9 protein-coding genes are annotated in these 17,460 nt (G+C 65.0%); 2 read left to right on the forward strand and 7 right to left on the reverse strand.

The window, feature by feature from the left end:
- Nucleotides 1-188: 188 nt before the first annotated feature.
- A complete protein-coding gene (locus C1A15_RS01000; RefSeq protein ID WP_245864860.1) occupies nt 189-1,361 on the reverse strand; it encodes a hypothetical protein in 1,173 nt (390 codons plus the stop codon).
- 156 nt (nt 1,362-1,517) lie between these two features.
- The gene (locus C1A15_RS01005; RefSeq protein ID WP_101720851.1) at nt 1,518-4,139 is read right to left on the reverse strand and encodes a winged helix-turn-helix domain-containing protein; all 2,622 of its coding nucleotides are present in this window, start codon (nt 4,137-4,139) and stop codon (nt 1,518-1,520) included.
- A gap of 148 nt (nt 4,140-4,287) precedes the next feature.
- On the opposite strand from C1A15_RS01005, the gene C1A15_RS01010 reads away from it, so the two are divergent.
- Complete coding sequence (locus C1A15_RS01010) at nt 4,288-9,159, forward strand: InlB B-repeat-containing protein (protein WP_101720852.1); 4,872 nt, start codon at nt 4,288-4,290, stop codon at nt 9,157-9,159.
- 304 nt (nt 9,160-9,463) lie between these two features.
- On the opposite strand, the gene nrfD is transcribed toward C1A15_RS01010, so the two are convergent.
- From nrfD to C1A15_RS01035, 5 genes are all read right to left on the reverse strand, one after another.
- A complete protein-coding gene (gene nrfD / locus C1A15_RS01015) occupies nt 9,464-10,357 on the reverse strand; it encodes an NrfD/PsrC family molybdoenzyme membrane anchor subunit (RefSeq protein ID WP_101720853.1) in 894 nt (297 codons plus the stop codon).
- 6 nt (nt 10,358-10,363) lie between these two features.
- On the reverse strand, nt 10,364-10,906 hold the full coding sequence (locus C1A15_RS01020) for a 4Fe-4S dicluster domain-containing protein (RefSeq protein WP_101720854.1): 543 nt from the start codon (nt 10,904-10,906) through the stop codon (nt 10,364-10,366).
- A complete protein-coding gene (locus C1A15_RS01025) occupies nt 10,906-13,107 on the reverse strand; it encodes a molybdopterin-containing oxidoreductase family protein (RefSeq protein WP_101720855.1) in 2,202 nt (733 codons plus the stop codon). The genes C1A15_RS01020 and C1A15_RS01025 overlap by 1 nt, the downstream gene beginning before the upstream one ends.
- 14 nt (nt 13,108-13,121) lie before the next feature.
- Nucleotides 13,122-13,835, reverse strand: a complete 714-nt coding sequence (locus C1A15_RS01030; RefSeq protein WP_101720856.1) for a molecular chaperone TorD family protein — start codon at nt 13,833-13,835, stop codon at nt 13,122-13,124.
- A gap of 80 nt (nt 13,836-13,915) precedes the next feature.
- Nucleotides 13,916-14,650 (reverse strand): ferredoxin-like protein, encoded by a 735-nt coding sequence (locus C1A15_RS01035; protein ID WP_101720857.1) that lies wholly within the window; start codon nt 14,648-14,650, stop codon nt 13,916-13,918.
- Between the two features lie 379 nt (nt 14,651-15,029).
- Between C1A15_RS01035 and C1A15_RS01040 the strand changes: the two genes are divergently transcribed.
- Complete coding sequence (locus C1A15_RS01040; protein WP_101720858.1) at nt 15,030-17,159, forward strand: aldehyde ferredoxin oxidoreductase; 2,130 nt, start codon at nt 15,030-15,032, stop codon at nt 17,157-17,159.
- Nucleotides 17,160-17,460: the final 301 nt, after the last annotated feature.

The following is a 17,460-nucleotide window of genomic DNA, read 5'->3' on the forward strand; positions in this document are numbered from 1 at the left end:
GCATCTCCTTCTTCGTTCGTTCGGGGGCGAACGGTAGTGCACCCCGTTTCATCTGCATATATGATAATCCTGATGAGGCTTGGACACGAGCCGGATACCGATGCTCGCGCCAAATCAACACAGCGCGGCGCGGCACGGCAGGAGGCTCCGACCGGCGCGCCGCCCGGCAGCCGGGAGGCCCCGACCGGCTAGTCGGCCTCTTCGGCCAAATCGAGCAGCTCGTCCTCCGCGCCTGCTTCGCACGTCGCCACGCGCGCTTCATGACGACGTCCCACAACCGCAATCAACTCGCTCAGAACGATCGCCACGAGGTAGATCGACAACACGCTCGACCACAGCAGCTGCGCGTGAGAACCGAACAGCTGAAACGCGATCATGCCTGCCACCACGCTGGCGGCGCAGCTCGCGCAGAACGCGGCGAACACCTTCGAAAACCCCACGTCGGAGCTTTTCGCCATCCACAGCAGCACCACGAGACCCAGCACGTTCATCAGCGCGACGCCCAAATAGGAAAGGATGGAGAAGGGCATCGTGCCCGTAAGCGCGCCCGACGCGTTGACGAGCGGGCATGCCAGCATGAGCGCGGCCGCGACGGGAAGACCCACGCGATAGAACGCCTGGAGGATGCCTCCCGTCGCGCGATACGCGTGCGCGACGATCCACCATACCACGATGGCGAGCAGCAGATACGCCATCGGCTTGAACGCGACGTCCGCCGGGCCCTCGCCGATTCGCTCGGACCACAGCGTCAGCCCGATCGTGAAGAAGTTGAACATGAGCCCGGCGACCGCGGCCCAGCCCTTCTGCATGACCTCGCGCATGGTCTCGATCGGCTTCACCACCACGGCGCTGCGCAGGCCCACCTTGATCTCGTCAGCTTGCACGATCTGGCTTGCCAGCAGCGGCAGCGCGCCGCACGATACGAGCACGAGCATCCCGAGGCAGAACAGAAACGGCGTTCCGGCGTGCGACACCACGAACCACCAGCACGACGCCGCCAAGAACGCCAGCATCGTGTTGAGCAGCGCCCCTTGGTAGGAGAACAGGCGGTAGTAGCGCCCCCATTGCCTCAGCAGGCACGTCAGGCCGAAACCCAGGAGCAAACCGGCGCCCGCAGCGCTCACCTGAACCGGCAGCACCTGGTACAGCAGCGCGCACAGCACGCCCGCCACCGAGGCGAGCAGCCCTACGCCGATGGACCAGCGCCGCTTCTCCCCATCGTGCGCCGACACGAACACGACAATGCACAGCACCACCACGCCCACGAGGAACGAATGGATGAACAGGTCGGCCGCGCCTTTGAGCGCATAGGCGCCCAGGAGCAGGTTGTCGGCATGCAGGCACAGGGCGAACCCGGCCAAGACGCAGGACAGCGCGAGGCCGACGGGCGACCATTCGCGAGCATATTTCGTGAAACCGTTGATCAGATTACCTTTCCATGAAGCGCCCTATTATAGTCCAACTCAGGCGAAATGGCAGGTAACGAATGTCGGAGCGGCCCCGCAGCCGCTCCGCAGCTACGTGAGCAATCCCAGCTCGCGGGCGCGCAACACGGCATCCATGGCGTTGTGCACGCCGAGTTTCCTGTACGCTGCGGCCGTGTGGCTTTTGATGGTGGGGACGGAAAGCCCCGTTTCCTGCGCGATATCGGGGGTGCGCAGGCCGCGCGCGAGCAGCTCGAGCATGCGCGTCTGCTGGCGGGACAGCCTGACGGGCTTGTCGCTCGCGCCGAGGTCGGCCGTCATGCCGCGGAACCGCTTCGCGCGATCGTGGGCAGCCAGCAGAGCTTCCTGCACGAACGCGCGATCGAGCGGACCTGCGTAGTCGGGACGCGCGATGCGTGCGGCCAAGCTTTTGAGCACCGGTTCCACCGCGGCCCCCTCGTCGGCCACCACGCGGAAGAACCCGTAGGGCGCGAGGGTTTCCAGCGCACCTGCAAGCGAGTCGAGCGCTTCATCGCGCCGACCGAGCGCCCAGCGCAGCGACGCGAGCAGCGTGCCCGCCTCGGCCTCGTCGAGCGGGCGGTTGAACCCGCGCCCGAACGCCAGCAGCGCTTCCATCAGGCGCTCGGCCTCTTCCATGCGCCCGAGCACGACGAGCGCGCGGGCGGTGGTGAAATGCTGGAACACGCGCACAAGCTCGATGCGCTCGGCGTCGTTGACGAAGTACTCGCCGAGCCATCCGCGCGCTGCGCGGGCATCGGCGTCGAACAGCGCCAGCTTCGCCCGGTAGGCTTTCAGGTTGTGCTGGAAGTGAGAAGCGTCGCTCGCCACGTACGCCTCCAGATCGTTCAGCACCGAAGCCGCCTCGTCAGCGCGCCCCATCTGCCACAGCGTGGCGTGATGCATGACGCCGATGCAGATGCGCCCGTCCTCCTTGTTCTCGGGCACGAGCGCGGCCTCGGCCTCGCGGATGCCCGCGAGCGCCTCCTCCAGTCGATTGCGCTCGTAGGCGAAGCAGGCGGGGATGAGCGGGTACACGTAGCCCCACTCCGCGCCCAAGAGCGGACCGAACGTCTTGCCCAGCAAATCCATGCCGCCCTCTTCGAGCGCGATGGCCGAGTAATCCACGTTGCTGCGATGGGGATAGGGGAGGTTCTGCGTAAACGACACGAGCGCGCTCGCGACCCCCTTCGGTTTGAAGCGCTTGATGAGGCGGCCGAACTTCGAGAACTTCCGCGCCTTGTCGATGATCGTGGTGCGATGGTCGATGCTGTGCGACAGCGTGGCCGACTCGATGAAACGGGTGTCGAACGTGGCGATGCGCGGCAGCGCGCGGTACAGCTCGTCCAGGTGATGTTCGAATCGCGCCTGCTGACCGGTGAGGTAGTCGTACCACAGCGCGAGAATATGGAGCGGCGGACAGTCGCGGTACGCACGGTCGGGAAGCTCGTCCAGGTGGAGCGTGCGCATGAAATCGGCGCAGTCGGATACCGAGCCGCTGCTGCTTTCGTACAGGTACAGCAGCAAGTAGGTGTCCATGCCGCGGAAATCGCCGCTTTCGATCCAATAGCGCAGCGCCTGCGTGTAATCGAGCTGCGCGCGGAAATACTCGGCTGCGCGCTTGCACAGCGAGGAGCGGTCGATGCCGGCCTCTTCCGCCTTCTCGCGCAGAAAGTCGCGGAACAGATGGTGGTAGCGGTACGTGTCGCCGAACAGCCGCGTGAGGAACGTGTTCGTGCGAGCGAGCTCGTCCATGACGTCCCGTGCGTCCGCGCGTCCCGATAGCAGTTCGGCCAGCTCGGGATCGAACTGCTCCGCCACGCTTGTGGCCAGGCAGAACGCGCGCAAGCCCTCGTCCCAGGTGCGCCACACCTGCTCCTCGAAGAAGCTGGCGAACAAGGTGCGGCTATCGCCGTCCCGCCGCACGTGATCCGACTTGGCAAGCGCAGCCACGCCGATGGCCCACCCTTCGGTGGCCGCTTGCACGAAGCGGCCCTCGTCGACCGACAGCGGCCGGCCGAGCGCTGCGAAGTACGCGCGGATCTCGTCGGCTGCAAAGCGCAGATCCTCGGCGCCCAGCACCGCAGGGCCGTCTGCGCCGCCGAGCGCCTTCCACTCGTCGGGCAGCTCCTTGCGCGACAGCAGCAGCACGGTGAACGCGCCGGGAAGACGCTTGAGAACCGTCGGGAGCGACTTCACGATCTCGCGGTTCTCGATGAAATGCACGTCGTCCAACACCAAGGCGAGCCTTCGTTCGGGAGGAAGCATGCTCGTGATGAGCTGCACGGCGTGCTCCACGGGCGAGAGCGCGAACGCAGGGCTCGTCAGCACCCGGCGCATCGCCTCGTTTTCGGGTTGGGTCGAATACAAGCCCGTGGCCACCTGCTGGTAGAAAACCGAAGGCACGTCATCGTAGCGGTCGAGCCCGATCCACACCGTGGGCAGCTTCGCCTTCTTCAGCCAGAGCAGCGCCGACACCGTCTTGCCGCTGCCGGCGGGAGCGGCGACGTACACGAAACGCTTGCGGGCGGCGCGGTCGAACGCGTCGACCACGCGCAGACGCGGAGCGCACACGTCGGGAAGGGCCGCCGGTTCGAACTTGTCGCTGAGGATGAGCCGCGAGCGCTCGAGCGCGCGCGGCGCGCGGCCGGATGCGACCTGCGCGTCATCCTTGTCGTCGCAGGGAGAACGCCCCATGCGATCAACCCCTTCCATTCCCTCAGCGCACCGCGCTTTCTGAGGAGTATACCCCAAAACCTCATACCGTATGATGGTGCCTCACCGCCGCCGGAGGTATATTCGATCATATTGATATGGTTTTGATCCCGTATGGCAAGGAGCAGGCATGTCCGAGAAACACGGCAGCAGCATAACGTTGACAAGGCGCTCGTTCGTGGCAGGAGCAGGCGTGGTGGCGATCTCATGCTCGCTCGGCTCCGTCGGACCGCTCATACCTCGCGCGCACGCGGACGAAGCGGCGCTCGACGCTGCGGCGCCCGCATCGGCCGACACCGCAGCCGCAGCCGCAACGTCGCAGGCGAACGCGCAGAACTACTTCCCCGACGCCTCGTCGTACCGCGCCTTCAACCTGGACACCTCCGTCGCGCCGGCCGACTTCAACGACGACACGTCGAGCGATCCCCTCGCGGGCTTCACGACGCTCGACCCGCAGAACCTCTACGTGGGCTACGTGAACCGAACCGACTACGACAAGGGGAGCGCCTACGTGGCAGACAGCCTCGAGGCGCTCACCGCATCCTCGATGAAGCTCGACAGCATGGCGCGCAAAACCCTCGGAGCAACATCCCTCGACACCAACTGGAAGGACTATCAGTATCACGCGAACAACGCGTGCACGCTCGAACACAGCGGAGAGCAGCTCATCGTCTCGAACACCATCTACACGGGCACCTATCAGTCGGGTCACGGCAACAATCGCGAAAGCGGACAGGATATCCAATTGCAGCGCTTCGCGAACGGGCAGGTTCAAACGCTGGCGCGGGTCCGCCACGGCCTTGCCGCGAAAAACGATCCGCTCATCATGGAGCACATCCAACAGGAGGGCTCGCTCGGGCTCTTGGCCATGGTCGGCGGCGATTTCGACGGCGACGGAAACCAGGAGCTCGCCGTCTACAACCCCTACCCCGCAGGTCCCCACATCGTCATCTACCGCTTCGATTCCTCGAAGAACGCGTTCGTCAACGAGCAGGTTATCTACCTCGGCGACATCCATTCCAGCTTCGGCGGCGAATTCAGCGACTGGTTCATGCCCATCATCCACCTGGCCACATTCTCGCACGGCAGCTACGACGACCTCGTCGTCACCATGAGCCTGCCGCTCACCTACCATAACAGCCTCGGGTTCCGCAGCACGCCTTCATACATGGCCATCTACTCGAGAAAGACCGGGGGATCGTGGTCCCAGCTCGAGCAGGTATACAAGTACGCCCCCGACTTCGGGTCGTATCGTATGCGGTTCGCTTCGACGCTGCAGACCGACCTCAACGGCAACGGCGTACCCGAGCTCATCATGGCCGGCCACTACAACGCCTACGACAAAGGCGACAAGGTGGGCTGGATGGAATCGGATAAGAACCTCGTGCAGATGTTCACGTTCGACACGACGGAGAACCAGTACCAGTACGTCTGGGATACCCCGCAGGTCGTATCTGCGTTAAGCGATATCTACGTGCAGTACGAGATGTGCGAACCCGCCGCGCTCGCCACGGGCAAGTTCCTGCGCTCCGAGGCCAACGACCTGCTCTTCTTGGAGGGGTACGTGTTCTCGCTCTCGTCCACGAACAAAAAGGGCGATTCGGAGGCGGCGCACTTCAGGGACAGCAGCTTCACCTCGCTGTACCACATGGATCTGACGGGCTACCGCAACCACTTCATCACCAAAGCGGTATCCGGCAACTTCGCCAAAACCAACATCGGCACCGAACAGCTCATCGTGCAGAGCGGGGCGGTGGAATCGGGCAACTACAAGGTCACCTTCGACGTGCGCTGGGTGCTGGAGCAGAACGGCAAGCTCGCAACCGAGGACACCGATCCCAGCTTCATCCACAACGCGAGCACCGACGACAACGGCACGTTTTTGACCATCGCCGCCTGCGATATCAACAAGAACAACGCGTTCAAGTTCGCGCTGAAGTCCAAATCGTTCGGCTGGAGCGCACCGCAGCCCCTTGCCATCCTGGCCAGCGTGCCCTATTGGAGCGAGCTTTCCGACGAGCGGCTCGGCGAGGAGAAAACGGACATCGGCACCACGACCTTCGGCATCTCGTCGTCCGAATCGGCGGGCACCGAGGGCAGGTGGGGCCTGGGCGGCGGCTTCAACATGTCCGCCGAGCTGCTCCTGGGCGCGGGGATCCTCGGAAACAGCGCCATGCTAGGCGGCGGCTTCGATTTCGAGGAGATGCTCAACTACGTGGGCAGCTACTACCACGAGCGCAACGTCGAACGTGCGCTTTCGTACCAGGAGTATGCAGGCAGAACCATGGTCGTGACGTCGGCGGTGCCGGTGGTCGTCTACGAGTACGACGTGTACGTGCCCGAGTTCACGGTCACGCAGGACTATCTCGACGAATACAACAAGCACGCCGCGCCCGGCAAGCAGTGGGGGCCGGAAAAGGTGGGCACCAAAGCGGGAAACGTCCACGTGGCCTACAAGGTGGACAACACCTACGATTCCACCCTCGGGCTCATGACGCTGGAGGATTACAACAATGCGGCGGCGAACGTGGGATCTCCGGACGTGCCGCCCATCGACATGGCCGCCGTGTTCCCGCATACGCAGGGCGACCCCACCACCTACTTCACCCAAACGAGCCAGATCGCGAATGCGCACAACAACGCGGTGCTGGAGAGTCCCAACGTGCAAGTTACCGTCGACAAGGGCTCGGAGACGTCGGCGGAGATCACGGTAACCGACACGTCCCAGTTCACCAACGGGTTCGACATAACCGTGAGCGGAGGCATGTCCTTGGCCGTGCAAGCCCAGGAGACGATCGGCATCGCCATGTCCGCGAGCGGACATGCGGGATGGAAGGCCGAGGCGACGGGCGGTGCCAGCTGGGTGTCCTCGCAGACGAAGGGCGCGCGGTTCTCCACCTCGCTGCCTTCGCTGCACACCCTTTCCTACTTGAAGAACAAGGGCAACGAATACGCCTACGGTGTTCGCCTGGCCGTGTGGCAGACCGATGCCGTGGCGAAGAACCCGCTCGTCATCGGCTACGTGGTGGAGGGAACCGGATCGGGCACCGCGCCGAAGAGCCTTCCGCTCTACCCCATGGCCTACAGCGCGAACGAGCACAGCATCATCTGGGCCTGGAGCAACAACACCACCCGCCCCGCAGGAGCCTACGGCGTGGCGCTGCCCACGAGCACCAACGAGTGGACGGTGCCCGCCGGCAACGTGATGGGCGTCGACGCGGGCAGGTTCTGGATCGAAGACGGCCTCGCCGCAGGCGACACCCGGCAGGTGCGGTTCCAGTCCTACGATGACCTGGGCAAAAGCAACCCGAGCGCGCTTGGCCCGGCAATCGTCGGCACCACGATAGGCGGCGACGTTCCCGTCATCGACGTCCAGCCGAAAAGCGTGACCGTGTTCGGAGGGACCGCCGCCACGTTCTCCGTGCAGGCGCACTCCCAGCGCGGCGAGACCCTGAGCTACCAGTGGTTCTACCTCGACATAAGCAACAATGCCTATGCGGAATGGAAGCCCGTCGTGGGGGAAACAGGACCCGACTACGCCATCGATGCGGCCGACACCCTGTGGAACGGAACGCTCTTCTGCGTGGACGTGATGGACCGGACGGTCAACGCAAGCGGCGTGGTGCCGACGGTGCGCTCGCAACCGGCGCGGCTGGGCGTCGAGCAAACGAGCGCAATCGCCGACCCCGACGCAGCCGCGGCGACGCTCAGGATGGTGCCGACCGTCACGCTCGAGCTGACGCCCACCGACGGCAACACCATCGTCCAGCACCGCGACGAGTTCTTCGTTCCCTATGGATGCGAATTCGATATGACCTTCACCGTGAAGGACGCTGAGGGCAACCCGTGCCTCGGCAAAATCACCCTCTCCAGGTACACCTACGAGAACGGCAGCCGCAATGTCGGAACGAGCAAGGACCTCGCCCTCACAGACGGACTGCATACGCTTCAAGGCGACTATCCCGCCTCCGATCCAAGCTCAAGCTACTGGCCCCTTACTCCTTCGGGAGGCGACGGCGCGCGGGTGTTCGAAGTCGAGGCTCGCCTTTCGCTGGACAGCCCCACGGTGACCAAGGTGCTGCCCATCAACGAGTACTTCATCATCAACTACGGCGTGGTCCTGCCAGAGCGCGCCGCCCACCTGCTCACCTGCGACACCGAGGGCCTTATGCCCGGCGGACCGACGTACGCCCTCACGAAGCACATGCCCCTGCCTAGCATCGCCCCCGCAATGGTGGGCGCCCAGTTCGATGGCTGGTTCACCGATGCCGACCTGGCAAGCCCGTTCGAGCCCCCGTTCGCGTCCGGCCCCGGCCAGACGACGGTGTACAGCGCCTGGTCTCAGAACGAGTACGCCATCTCATACGAGCTGGACGGCGGAACGAACAGCCTCGACAACCCTGCTACGCTCATGAACGACAGCACGACCGTCACCCTGCGCGATCCCTCGAAGGAGGGCTACGCATTCGAGGGATGGTTCGCCGACAGCTCGCTCTCGCAGCCCGTCACGGCCATCCCTCGCGGCGCGACGGGCGACATCAGCCTGTACGCGAAGTGGAGGCTGATCGAGTATCCCTTGTTCTATTTCGCGGGCACCGGCAAGAACCCCGCAGGAAACCCGACCTCCCACACGGTGCTCGACGGCGAGCTGCCCATCGCGCCGCCCACGTTCGACGATGCCAAAGCAGGCACGAACGCCTGGTACGACGATTCGTTCTTCACGCAGAAGGCCGCCGAAACCATTCCCGCAGGAAGCGTCGGCTCGGTGGTGCTGTACGGCCACGCCGAGCCGAGCGAGCCGCAGCCCGGCCCGTCTCCCGAGCCCCAACCGACGCCCGAGCCAGGATCGGGGTCCACGCCCGCGAGCACGGATCCCGCGCAGCCCAAGCCGCTCGTCCGCACCGGCGACAAGCAGGGGCCGCTCCATTTCGTCGCCGTCGCCCTCGTCACCGCCGGCGCCGCCCTCGCCGCCTCGCTCGGCTTCCGAGGGAAACGCTCGTAGACGCACAAGCGCGCCGCCCTCGCGAGGGCGGCGCGAGGCAGAGCGGGTAGGCGGTGCGCACGCGGCGGCAAGTTCGAGTCGTTTTGGCTATCCTCAAAGGTGAATGGATAGGAGTCGTAGCTCGCTGAACAGGGCATTCGGCACGGGGCACCAGACGCGCTCGCCTTCCGTCCCCTAAAACCTAGCCATAACGACGCGAACTTGCCAAAATTTGACGACGCCACGCGCCTGCACCTCCGCCCGCACACAAGCGCGCCGCCCTCGCGAGGGCGGCGCGCTTCATCGCAGGTTGGTGCGCAGCCCGCTACAGCATGGGCACCACCATGGTCAGCGGCAGAGCCGCGACCACCACGAGGTAGCGCAGCAGGAAGCCGCCCACCAGCACGCCCGCGTCGGACGCGGCGCTGATCCAATGGGCCTTGCGGCTCTCCTCGAACTCCTTCGGGCTGAAGAACAAGAGCCACGTCTCCAGCGCCGTGGGCAGCACGAGGCCGATGAGCACGAGCCCGATCCAGAACAGCGGCGCGTACTGGCCAACCAGCAGCGACATGACCGAGTTCCAGCCCGCCGTGGAGTTCGTGCACGTGATGAACATGAGCGCAGCGATCAGCACGAGCTCGATGATGGGCAGGCAGAAGTGGAACTTCTTGAGCACGCCCACGCGGTTGAACTCGTCGGCGTGCTTGAAGATGCTGATGAGCAGCACCGACGCCGCACCGGTGGACACCGCCGACACAAGGAACAAGATGGGCAGCAGCGCGTTGTTCCACAGCGGGAACGTCTTGCACACGCCCAAGAGGGCGCCCGTGTACATAGCCACGGCCACGCCGAACACCACGCCGGCGATGTCGAGCGCCACCGGCACGCGCTTCTTCATGAAGTCGAGCACCACCACGACGAGCGAGATCACCGTGAAGCCTCCGAGGAACACGACGCCCCAGGTCATCACCGAGCCGAAGTTGGTCAGCAACAGCGCGAAGCGCAGCGGGTTCATGAGGCCCGCCTTCGCGTCGAACATCAGCAGGCACAGGCCGACGATCACCACGATCGGAGCTACGAGATGCCCGATCTTGCGCATCGACACGGCCTCGGGGTGTCGCCAGCCCAAGAAGGCCGAGGTCACGAACGCGCCGCCGCCGAGACCGGCGAGGAACAGGTACCATGCGATGATGGCGCCCCAGATAGGTTCAAACGTCATCGTTCATCACCTCACGTAGAAGACTTTTGCTTTGGTCAGATCGCCTGCGATAGGCTGCGCATTCGTCGCGACGATCTCCTTCGAGATGTCGCTCGCAGGGTCGTCCAGATCGCCGAACATGCGCGCGCCCGTCAGGCACGCCTCCACGCAGGAGCACATCTTCGTGCCCGACGTCTCGGCCGACACCGTGCAGAAGCGGCACTTGTCCACCGCGCCCGTCTGCTCGTTGCGCACGCGCACCTGGTAGGGGCACGCCGCCATGCAGTACAAGCAGCCGATGCAGCGTCCGTGGTCCACGCCGACGATGCCGTCTGCGCCGACGAAGGCGGCGCCGGTGGGGCACACCGCTACGCAGGGGGCGTCCTCGCAGTGCATGCACTGCAGGGGCACCGTCTCGACGCGCACGTTGGGATACGCGCCCGTCTCCTTCTCCTCGTAGCGGATGAAGTCCTCCGTGGGAAGCAGGTCGTTCTGGCGCTGGCAGGCCACGCGGCACGCGTAGCAGCCGATGCATTTCTTCGTGTTGATGAGCATTCCGTAGCGAGCCATTACGCACCTGCCTTCTTGACGTTGACGACCGTCTCCTGCGTGCAGGCCGCACCGTAGCCCGGCTCCAAGCGGAACGGCACGTAATCCATCTGGCGCAGGCCTACCTCGTAGGCGGTGTGCTGATCGGGCGAGGAACAGCCGTAGTGGCTGGGCATGTACAGCGCCGTCGGGTTGATGCGCTGCGTCACCTTCACCCGCACGCGACCCGTGTGCTCGCCGTTGGACACCTCCACCTCGTCGCCGTCGGCAATGCCGCGACGGGCCGCCTCGTCGGCGTTCAGCCACACGCGCGTGAGGTCGTAGTCCTTCGTGATCTGCATGAGGTCCTCGATGTTGGCCGTCTGGGTATGGCTGTGGATAGCCTGCTTGCCGCCGATGAGGCGCAGCTCGTCGCCCATGGGCATGACGGCCGGCTCGACCCACACCGGGTAGGGCGACAGCCCCGCCTTCTCGCACGCCTCGCTCGTGAACTGCACTTTCTCGGTGGGCGTCTTCCACTTCGGCGTGGAGCCGTAGGAGAACTCCTTTTCGGGGAAGTGCGCCGTGCCCGTCTGCCTGAGCGTGTCGAGCGACAGGCCCACGGTTTGCAGCTGCGCGTCGGCCAGCTCGTCGACGCCGAACCGGAAGTACTCGCCCACGCCGCAAGCCTCGGCCAGCTCGCTGAAGATCTGGTCGACGGGCTTGGTGTTGGGGTGCACTTTCTCGAGCACCTGGTCGCGCAGCGCCACGGCCGGCACCTTGCCGCCGATGAACTCCGGCAGTTCGAGGCGCTCGAGGTAGCTCGTGTCGGGCAGCACGTAGTCGGCCAGCAGGGCCGTCTCAGACATCTGCACGTCGACGACCACCATGAGGTCGAGCTGGGACAGCGCATCGGCCAGGTACGCCGTGTTCGAGTAGCCAGCGGCCATGTTCGAGTTGTAGAAGAACATGCCCTTGACCTCGCCGTTCTTGGCCTGCTCGGCCGCGAAGAGGTTCGTTCCCATGCTGGAGAGCGCCAGCGGGTACTCTTGCGTGCCGAGGATCTTGGCCTCGGGCTTCGGCACGCTGGGGAACTTCTCCTTGTCCACGTCGCCCGCCGAGACGCTGGGCGTGAAGATGGCACCGCCCTCCTGGTTCCAGCAGCCGAGCAGGGTGTTGAACAGGCACACCGTGCGCGCCGTCTCGCCCGAGTTGGCGTACGAGCAGCCGAACGCTCCGCGCCAGCTGGGCTCGATGGACGCCGCGGGAGCCGCTTCGGCGAACTCCACGGCCAAACGCGTGATGGTGGTCGCGGGGACGCCTGTGATCTTCTCGGCCCATTCGGGCGTGTAGTCGGTCAGCGCGGCGGCCCAGTCCTCGAAGCCCACCGCATTGTCGGCCACGTACTGCTTGTCGTACAGCCCGCGCGTCACCAGCACGTTCGACATGGCCAGAAGGAAGGCCAGATCGGTGCCGGGATTGATGGGCACCCACTCGTCGGCGAACGTGATGGAGTTGTTGCAGCGCGGGTCCACCAGCACGATGCGCGCGCCGTTGTCGTGAGCGCGCTGCAGCTCGGCCACCGAGCTCGGGCGGATGGCGTCGGCGTAGCTGCGGCCGATGAACATCGTCATCTTCGAATGCTCCATGTCCGATGCGTAGCTGGCCGCACCGATGGCCTGGGTGAACCCGCTCTCCTTCGACAGGTTGCATGCGGCGCCGTGCGTGTACACGTTCGCCGATCCCAGCGCGTTCATGAAGCGCTTCGTGTAGTACTTGCCGGACGGACGGGGGTCCTGGACCATCGCCAGGGCCTCGGGGCCCTTATCGGCGATGATGGCCTTCACCTTGTCGGCGATCTCGCCGTACGCCTGCTCCCACGAGATGGCCTCGAACTCGCCCTTGTCGTTCTTCTTGAGCGGGTCGGTGAGACGGTCCTTCGAATAGGCGATCTGCGAGTAGCCGTAGCCGCGGGCGCAAAGCTTGCCCTGGGCGTACGGGTGGTCGGCGTCGCCGATGAGCTTCGTCAGGCGCCCGTCGACGACGTACGCCGTGAAACCGCATTTGCTCGAGCAGGCGTTGCACAGCGAATGGACGGCCTTGGTTTCCTTGCCTTGCGGCCCGTCATCAGCATGCGCCTGCTCCCAAGCGTCGAAGCCAACATAACCGGCCGCCGCCGTGAGCGCGACCGCTCCGGCGCTGCCAGCCAGGAAGCTCCGCCTGGTTATAGCGTGTTCTGACATAGCTTCTTCCTCTCTTATATGCATGCGTGTAAACGATCGCGTTCGGCACGCTCGCGCACGTCGGCCGTCAGCGCGAGGCGCTCCCTCACGCCCACGAGCACGTCGACGAGGCCGATGTAGAACCGGGCGTCGTCGGCAAGCTCCAGCAGCCGCATGCGGTACGCGGTGAGCCACGAGAACCGCTCCAGTACGAACTGGACGGCAGCCTCGCGCATCCCCGACCGCAGCAGCACGGCCACGAGGTCGAGCTCGAGCGCCAGATGGTCCGGGCACGCCGCGAACTCCGGCGGCACCTGCATGCCCATGCGCTCGACGAGATCGCGCAGGTAGCGCGCCGAATCTCCCTGGTACATGCCCTCGGCCTTCGAGAACGGCGACGGCAGCGACCCGTTCGACCACGCCGTGTACAGCGACTCCACCGGCACGGCCGATTCAGGCAGCCCTCCCGTGAAGTGGCGCGCGGCGAACAGCCGCTTCTCGTCGTAGGTCGGGGGCGCGAACAGCGCCTTCACCTCTCCGGCGGAAAGGAACTCCTGGAGCGGGCAGCGGGTGCGCGCCCTCGCCATGGGGCTTGCGGGCCCGTCGAGCGCGTCGTCATCCTGCAAGCCGCGCCGGGCGGCGTCGAGGAAGTCCGACCACAACGGGCCGTCGGCAAGCTGCTTCCACTCGTCGCGCTCGACAGGCGCGAAGCACATCGACAGCACCGTGAACATCTCGTCGTATTCCATCGTTCAAGCCTCCTTTCCGCATATCCTCGGTGCGGACGCGCGCCAGGCGCGCCGCAGCCGGGCATGGCCAGCGGCCACGCTTACGCCTGCACGAGGGTCGTCGTCCTCACGACGCCCTGGTCGATGACCTTCTGCGCGATGTCCTCCCAGTCGATGAACTTGATGGCGCCGTTCGGGCACTGCTCGGCGCAGCGACCGCAGCTGACGCACTTCGTGGAGGTGCCGGTCTCGCTGTCGACGCGCGGCATGTTCCACGGGCATGCCTGCGAGCACATGCCGCAGCCGATGCACCTCTCGGCGTCCACCACGCGCGCGCCCGACTCCTCGTCGGCGTAGATGGCGTGGACCGGGCAGTAATTCATGCACGCGGGGTCGGCGCACTGCTTGCAGTGCTCGACGGTGAACTCGCAGTTCTTGTAGATGCCGTCCGGGCCGTCGGGGTTCGTGCCCCAGTTGTAGTTCTGCCACACGCGCACGCGGGCGATGTGCTGCGACACGCGGCCGTCGTTCTTCAGCGTGCACATCATCTCGCAGCGCTGGCAGCCCGAGCAGCGGGCGCGGTCGGTGACGATCATCTTCGTAGGCGTGGTGCGAATCTCGATGCGCCCCGAGGCGATCGACTTCGACGTGACGCCCCATGACGCCAGCACGCCGCCGACCACGAGGCCGGCGACGCCGCAGCCGGCCATGGCCAGCACCGTGCGACGCGTGAAAGTCTTCTGCTTGGCATCCCCGGCAGGTTCGGCGCCCTCGGGCGCAGACGTCTTGACGTCCTGATCCTCGGAGGTGTTCTGGTTCAGATTGGAATCTGACATAGCCTGGTGCTCCCTCCCTCACAAAGGTGCGGTGAGTGTCGTTTTCCTCGTCCCTCCGCCGGAATGACAGAGAAAGGGACAGTCCCTTTTCATGCCATTTTCATGCCGCCAGCGGAGGCTGCACTCGGTTCGATCCCGTTTTTCGGTTCCACACAACGCAGTCCAGTATGCCCGCGCGCGCGAAAACGCCCTCCCCTCTTTGAGGGGCATTTGGCCCCTGACCGGCGAGTTTCGCAAATTACCCTCAAAGAGGGTATACCCTGACCGCCCCCATCGGCATACTGGCGAGCGACGAATGTTGTCAGCGCTCGTGTCGCACCCCGCAGGTTCCCACACAACACCGAACCTCAGTAATCTATCCAAGATTTGGAGATGCAACATGGCTGACGAAACATCGTATGGATGGGCCGGTAAGATCCTCCGCGTCAATCTGAGCACGGGCTCGATCACGACGCAGCCGACCGACCCTTACAAGGAGTACATCGGCGGCATGGGCTTGGCCAACAAGATCATGTACGACGAAGTGCCCGCCGGCACCGATCCCTTCTCCCCTGAGAACAAGGTCATCTTCGCCGTGGGTCCCCTGACGGCTTCCGGCGTGCCCCTGGCCGGCCGTACCACCATCTGCTCGCTGTCCACGTTCACGAAGGACCACCTCGTGGTGGACGCCCACTGCGGCGGCATGATCGGCGCCAAGATCAAGCTGGCTGGCTGGGACGCCATCGTCATCGAGGGTGCGTCGGACAAGCCCGTGTACCTCAACATCGTCGACGACAAGATGGAGATCAAGGACGCCGGCTTCGTGTGGGGCATGGGCACCCGCGAGGCCACCGAGGCCCTCAACCGCCTGGAAGGCGTCGAATCGTGCGTGGCCACCATCGGCCCCGCCGGCGAGAACATGCTTCCCTACGCGTGCATCATGAATTCCCGCAACCACTCGGCCGGCGCCGGCACGGGCGCGGTCATGGGCTCGAAGATGGTGAAGGCCATCGTGGTGCAGGGCAACGGCAGCGTGCACGTGAAGGATCCGCAGGCTGTGGCCGACCTGTCCGACTACATGCTGCGCGAGGTCATCGGCTCCAACAACAACCACGTGGTGCCGCAGACGCAGCAGGAATGGGCCGAGTTCTACGACGAGGGCTCCCGTTGGTCGGCGCGCAAGGGCCTGACCTGGGGCATGGCCGAGGGCGAGCCCATCGACGTGGGCGAGCCGAAGCCCGGCGAGCTGAACACCGTGGGCTACCGCTGCATGAAGTCGGTGTACGATCTGGGCGAAGTGGCCGAGAAGTACACCATCAAGATGGACGGCTGCCACAGCTGCCCCATTCACTGCTACTCTGACCTGCGCACCGAGCGCACCGGCGAGCTGGGCGGCAAGACCGTCTCGGGCAACACCTGCGCGGCCAACTTCCCCTTCAAGTACATGAACGGCATCTTGAAGACCGACATCAAGGAAGACACCGAGTCGGGCATCGTGTGGAACACGTTGATCGGCACCACCATCGACGAGCTGGGCCTGTGGTGCAACTACGCCCAGCTGTGGCGCGACATCGCCCACTGCATCAAGGCCGGCGTGTTCGACCGCGTGCTGCCCGAGGAGGAGAAGGCGAAGTACGACTGGCAGCGCATCTACGATGACGACCCCACCATCATGGTGGAGCTGCTGCACGACATCGCGCAGAACGACTCCGAGATCGCCCACATCGCCTACGGCCCGTACCACTGGACCGAGCGCTGGGACGACAAGGGCTGGTTCGATCAGCAGCCCAGCCAGCTGATCAACTACCGCGGTTGGCCCGTGCACCACGCCATCGAGTGCTTCGGCCAGGTGGGCGGCGTGTACAACATGATGTTCAACCGCGACGACATGATCCACTCCGCCGTGAACTTCCAAGGCTGCGGTCTGCCCTTCGAGCTGAAGCAGCAGATCGCCGAGGAAGTGTGGGGCGGCAAGGACGCCATCGACCAGAACAAGAACTACACCCCCATGAACGAGCGCAAGGCGAACTTCGCCTGGTGGTCGATCGTCACCGACGTGCTGCACGACTCGCTGACGCTGTGCAACTGGGTGTGGCCGATGACCATGAGCCCCACGAAGGCCCGCGACTACCGCGGCGACCTCGATCTGGAGGCCAAGTTCTTCAAGGCCGTCACCGGCGAGGACGTGACCACCGACGACCTGTACCAGGCCGGTGCAAAGATCATGACGCTGCAGCGCGCCAACACCGTGCGCGGCATGACGAAGGACGACGGCACGATGGGCGAGAACGACATGCGCAACGTGCACGACACGATGTGCGCCTGGACGTTCGATCACGATCCGGACAAGCAGCCCTTCACCGAGGGCACCATCAAGATGGACCGCGACGACTTCCAGACCGCCCTCGGCATGGTGTACGACACCTTCGGCTGGGACCACGAGAAGGGCTGCCCGACGGCCGCCTGCCTCGACCAGTACGGCATGGCCGACGTGAAGGAAGAGCTCGACGGCCTGGGCTTGCTGCCGTAACGCAACCCACCGCACGGGGTCGCATCCCCCCTCTCCCCGCGACCCCGACCTCCTTATAGGAACGCCCCCGGATGCTGCATCCGGGGGCGTTCTCGATAGCGCCCGAACGTGCGCTCCCGTTATGGGGAGATGAGCACGCAAGGACCCCTTCGAAACAGTACAGCCCCGCAACCGTCACTGACATGCAGGATGGCACGCGCCGATCTGCGAGCATGCCGACAGCGGTTTGACGACGAAGAGCGGCGCTTCCGAGCCGTCGGAAGATCGCAGGGCACTTTGTTTCCTGGCATACGGTAATGGA

This window comes from Eggerthella timonensis, from assembly GCF_900184265.1.
Lineage (GTDB): Bacteria > Actinomycetota > Coriobacteriia > Coriobacteriales > Eggerthellaceae > Eggerthella > Eggerthella timonensis.

What these genes read in the sequence shown, in the direction of transcription:
- C1A15_RS01010 (WP_101720852.1), top strand. Translation starts at nt 4,288, where the DNA reads ATGTCCGAGAAACACGGCAGCAGCATAACGTTGACAAGGCGCTCGTTC.
- C1A15_RS01025 (WP_101720855.1), bottom strand. Translation starts at nt 13,107, where the DNA reads ATGTCAGAACACGCTATAACCAGGCGGAGCTTCCTGGCTGGCAGCGCC.
- C1A15_RS01040 (WP_101720858.1), top strand. Translation starts at nt 15,030, where the DNA reads ATGGCTGACGAAACATCGTATGGATGGGCCGGTAAGATCCTCCGCGTC.
- C1A15_RS01005 (WP_101720851.1), bottom strand. Translation starts at nt 4,139, where the DNA reads ATGGGGCGTTCTCCCTGCGACGACAAGGATGACGCGCAGGTCGCATCC.
- C1A15_RS01035 (WP_101720857.1), bottom strand. Translation starts at nt 14,650, where the DNA reads ATGTCAGATTCCAATCTGAACCAGAACACCTCCGAGGATCAGGACGTC.
- nrfD (WP_101720853.1), bottom strand. Translation starts at nt 10,357, where the DNA reads ATGACGTTTGAACCTATCTGGGGCGCCATCATCGCATGGTACCTGTTC.
- C1A15_RS01020 (WP_101720854.1), bottom strand. Translation starts at nt 10,906, where the DNA reads ATGGCTCGCTACGGAATGCTCATCAACACGAAGAAATGCATCGGCTGC.
- C1A15_RS01030 (WP_101720856.1), bottom strand. Translation starts at nt 13,835, where the DNA reads ATGGAATACGACGAGATGTTCACGGTGCTGTCGATGTGCTTCGCGCCT.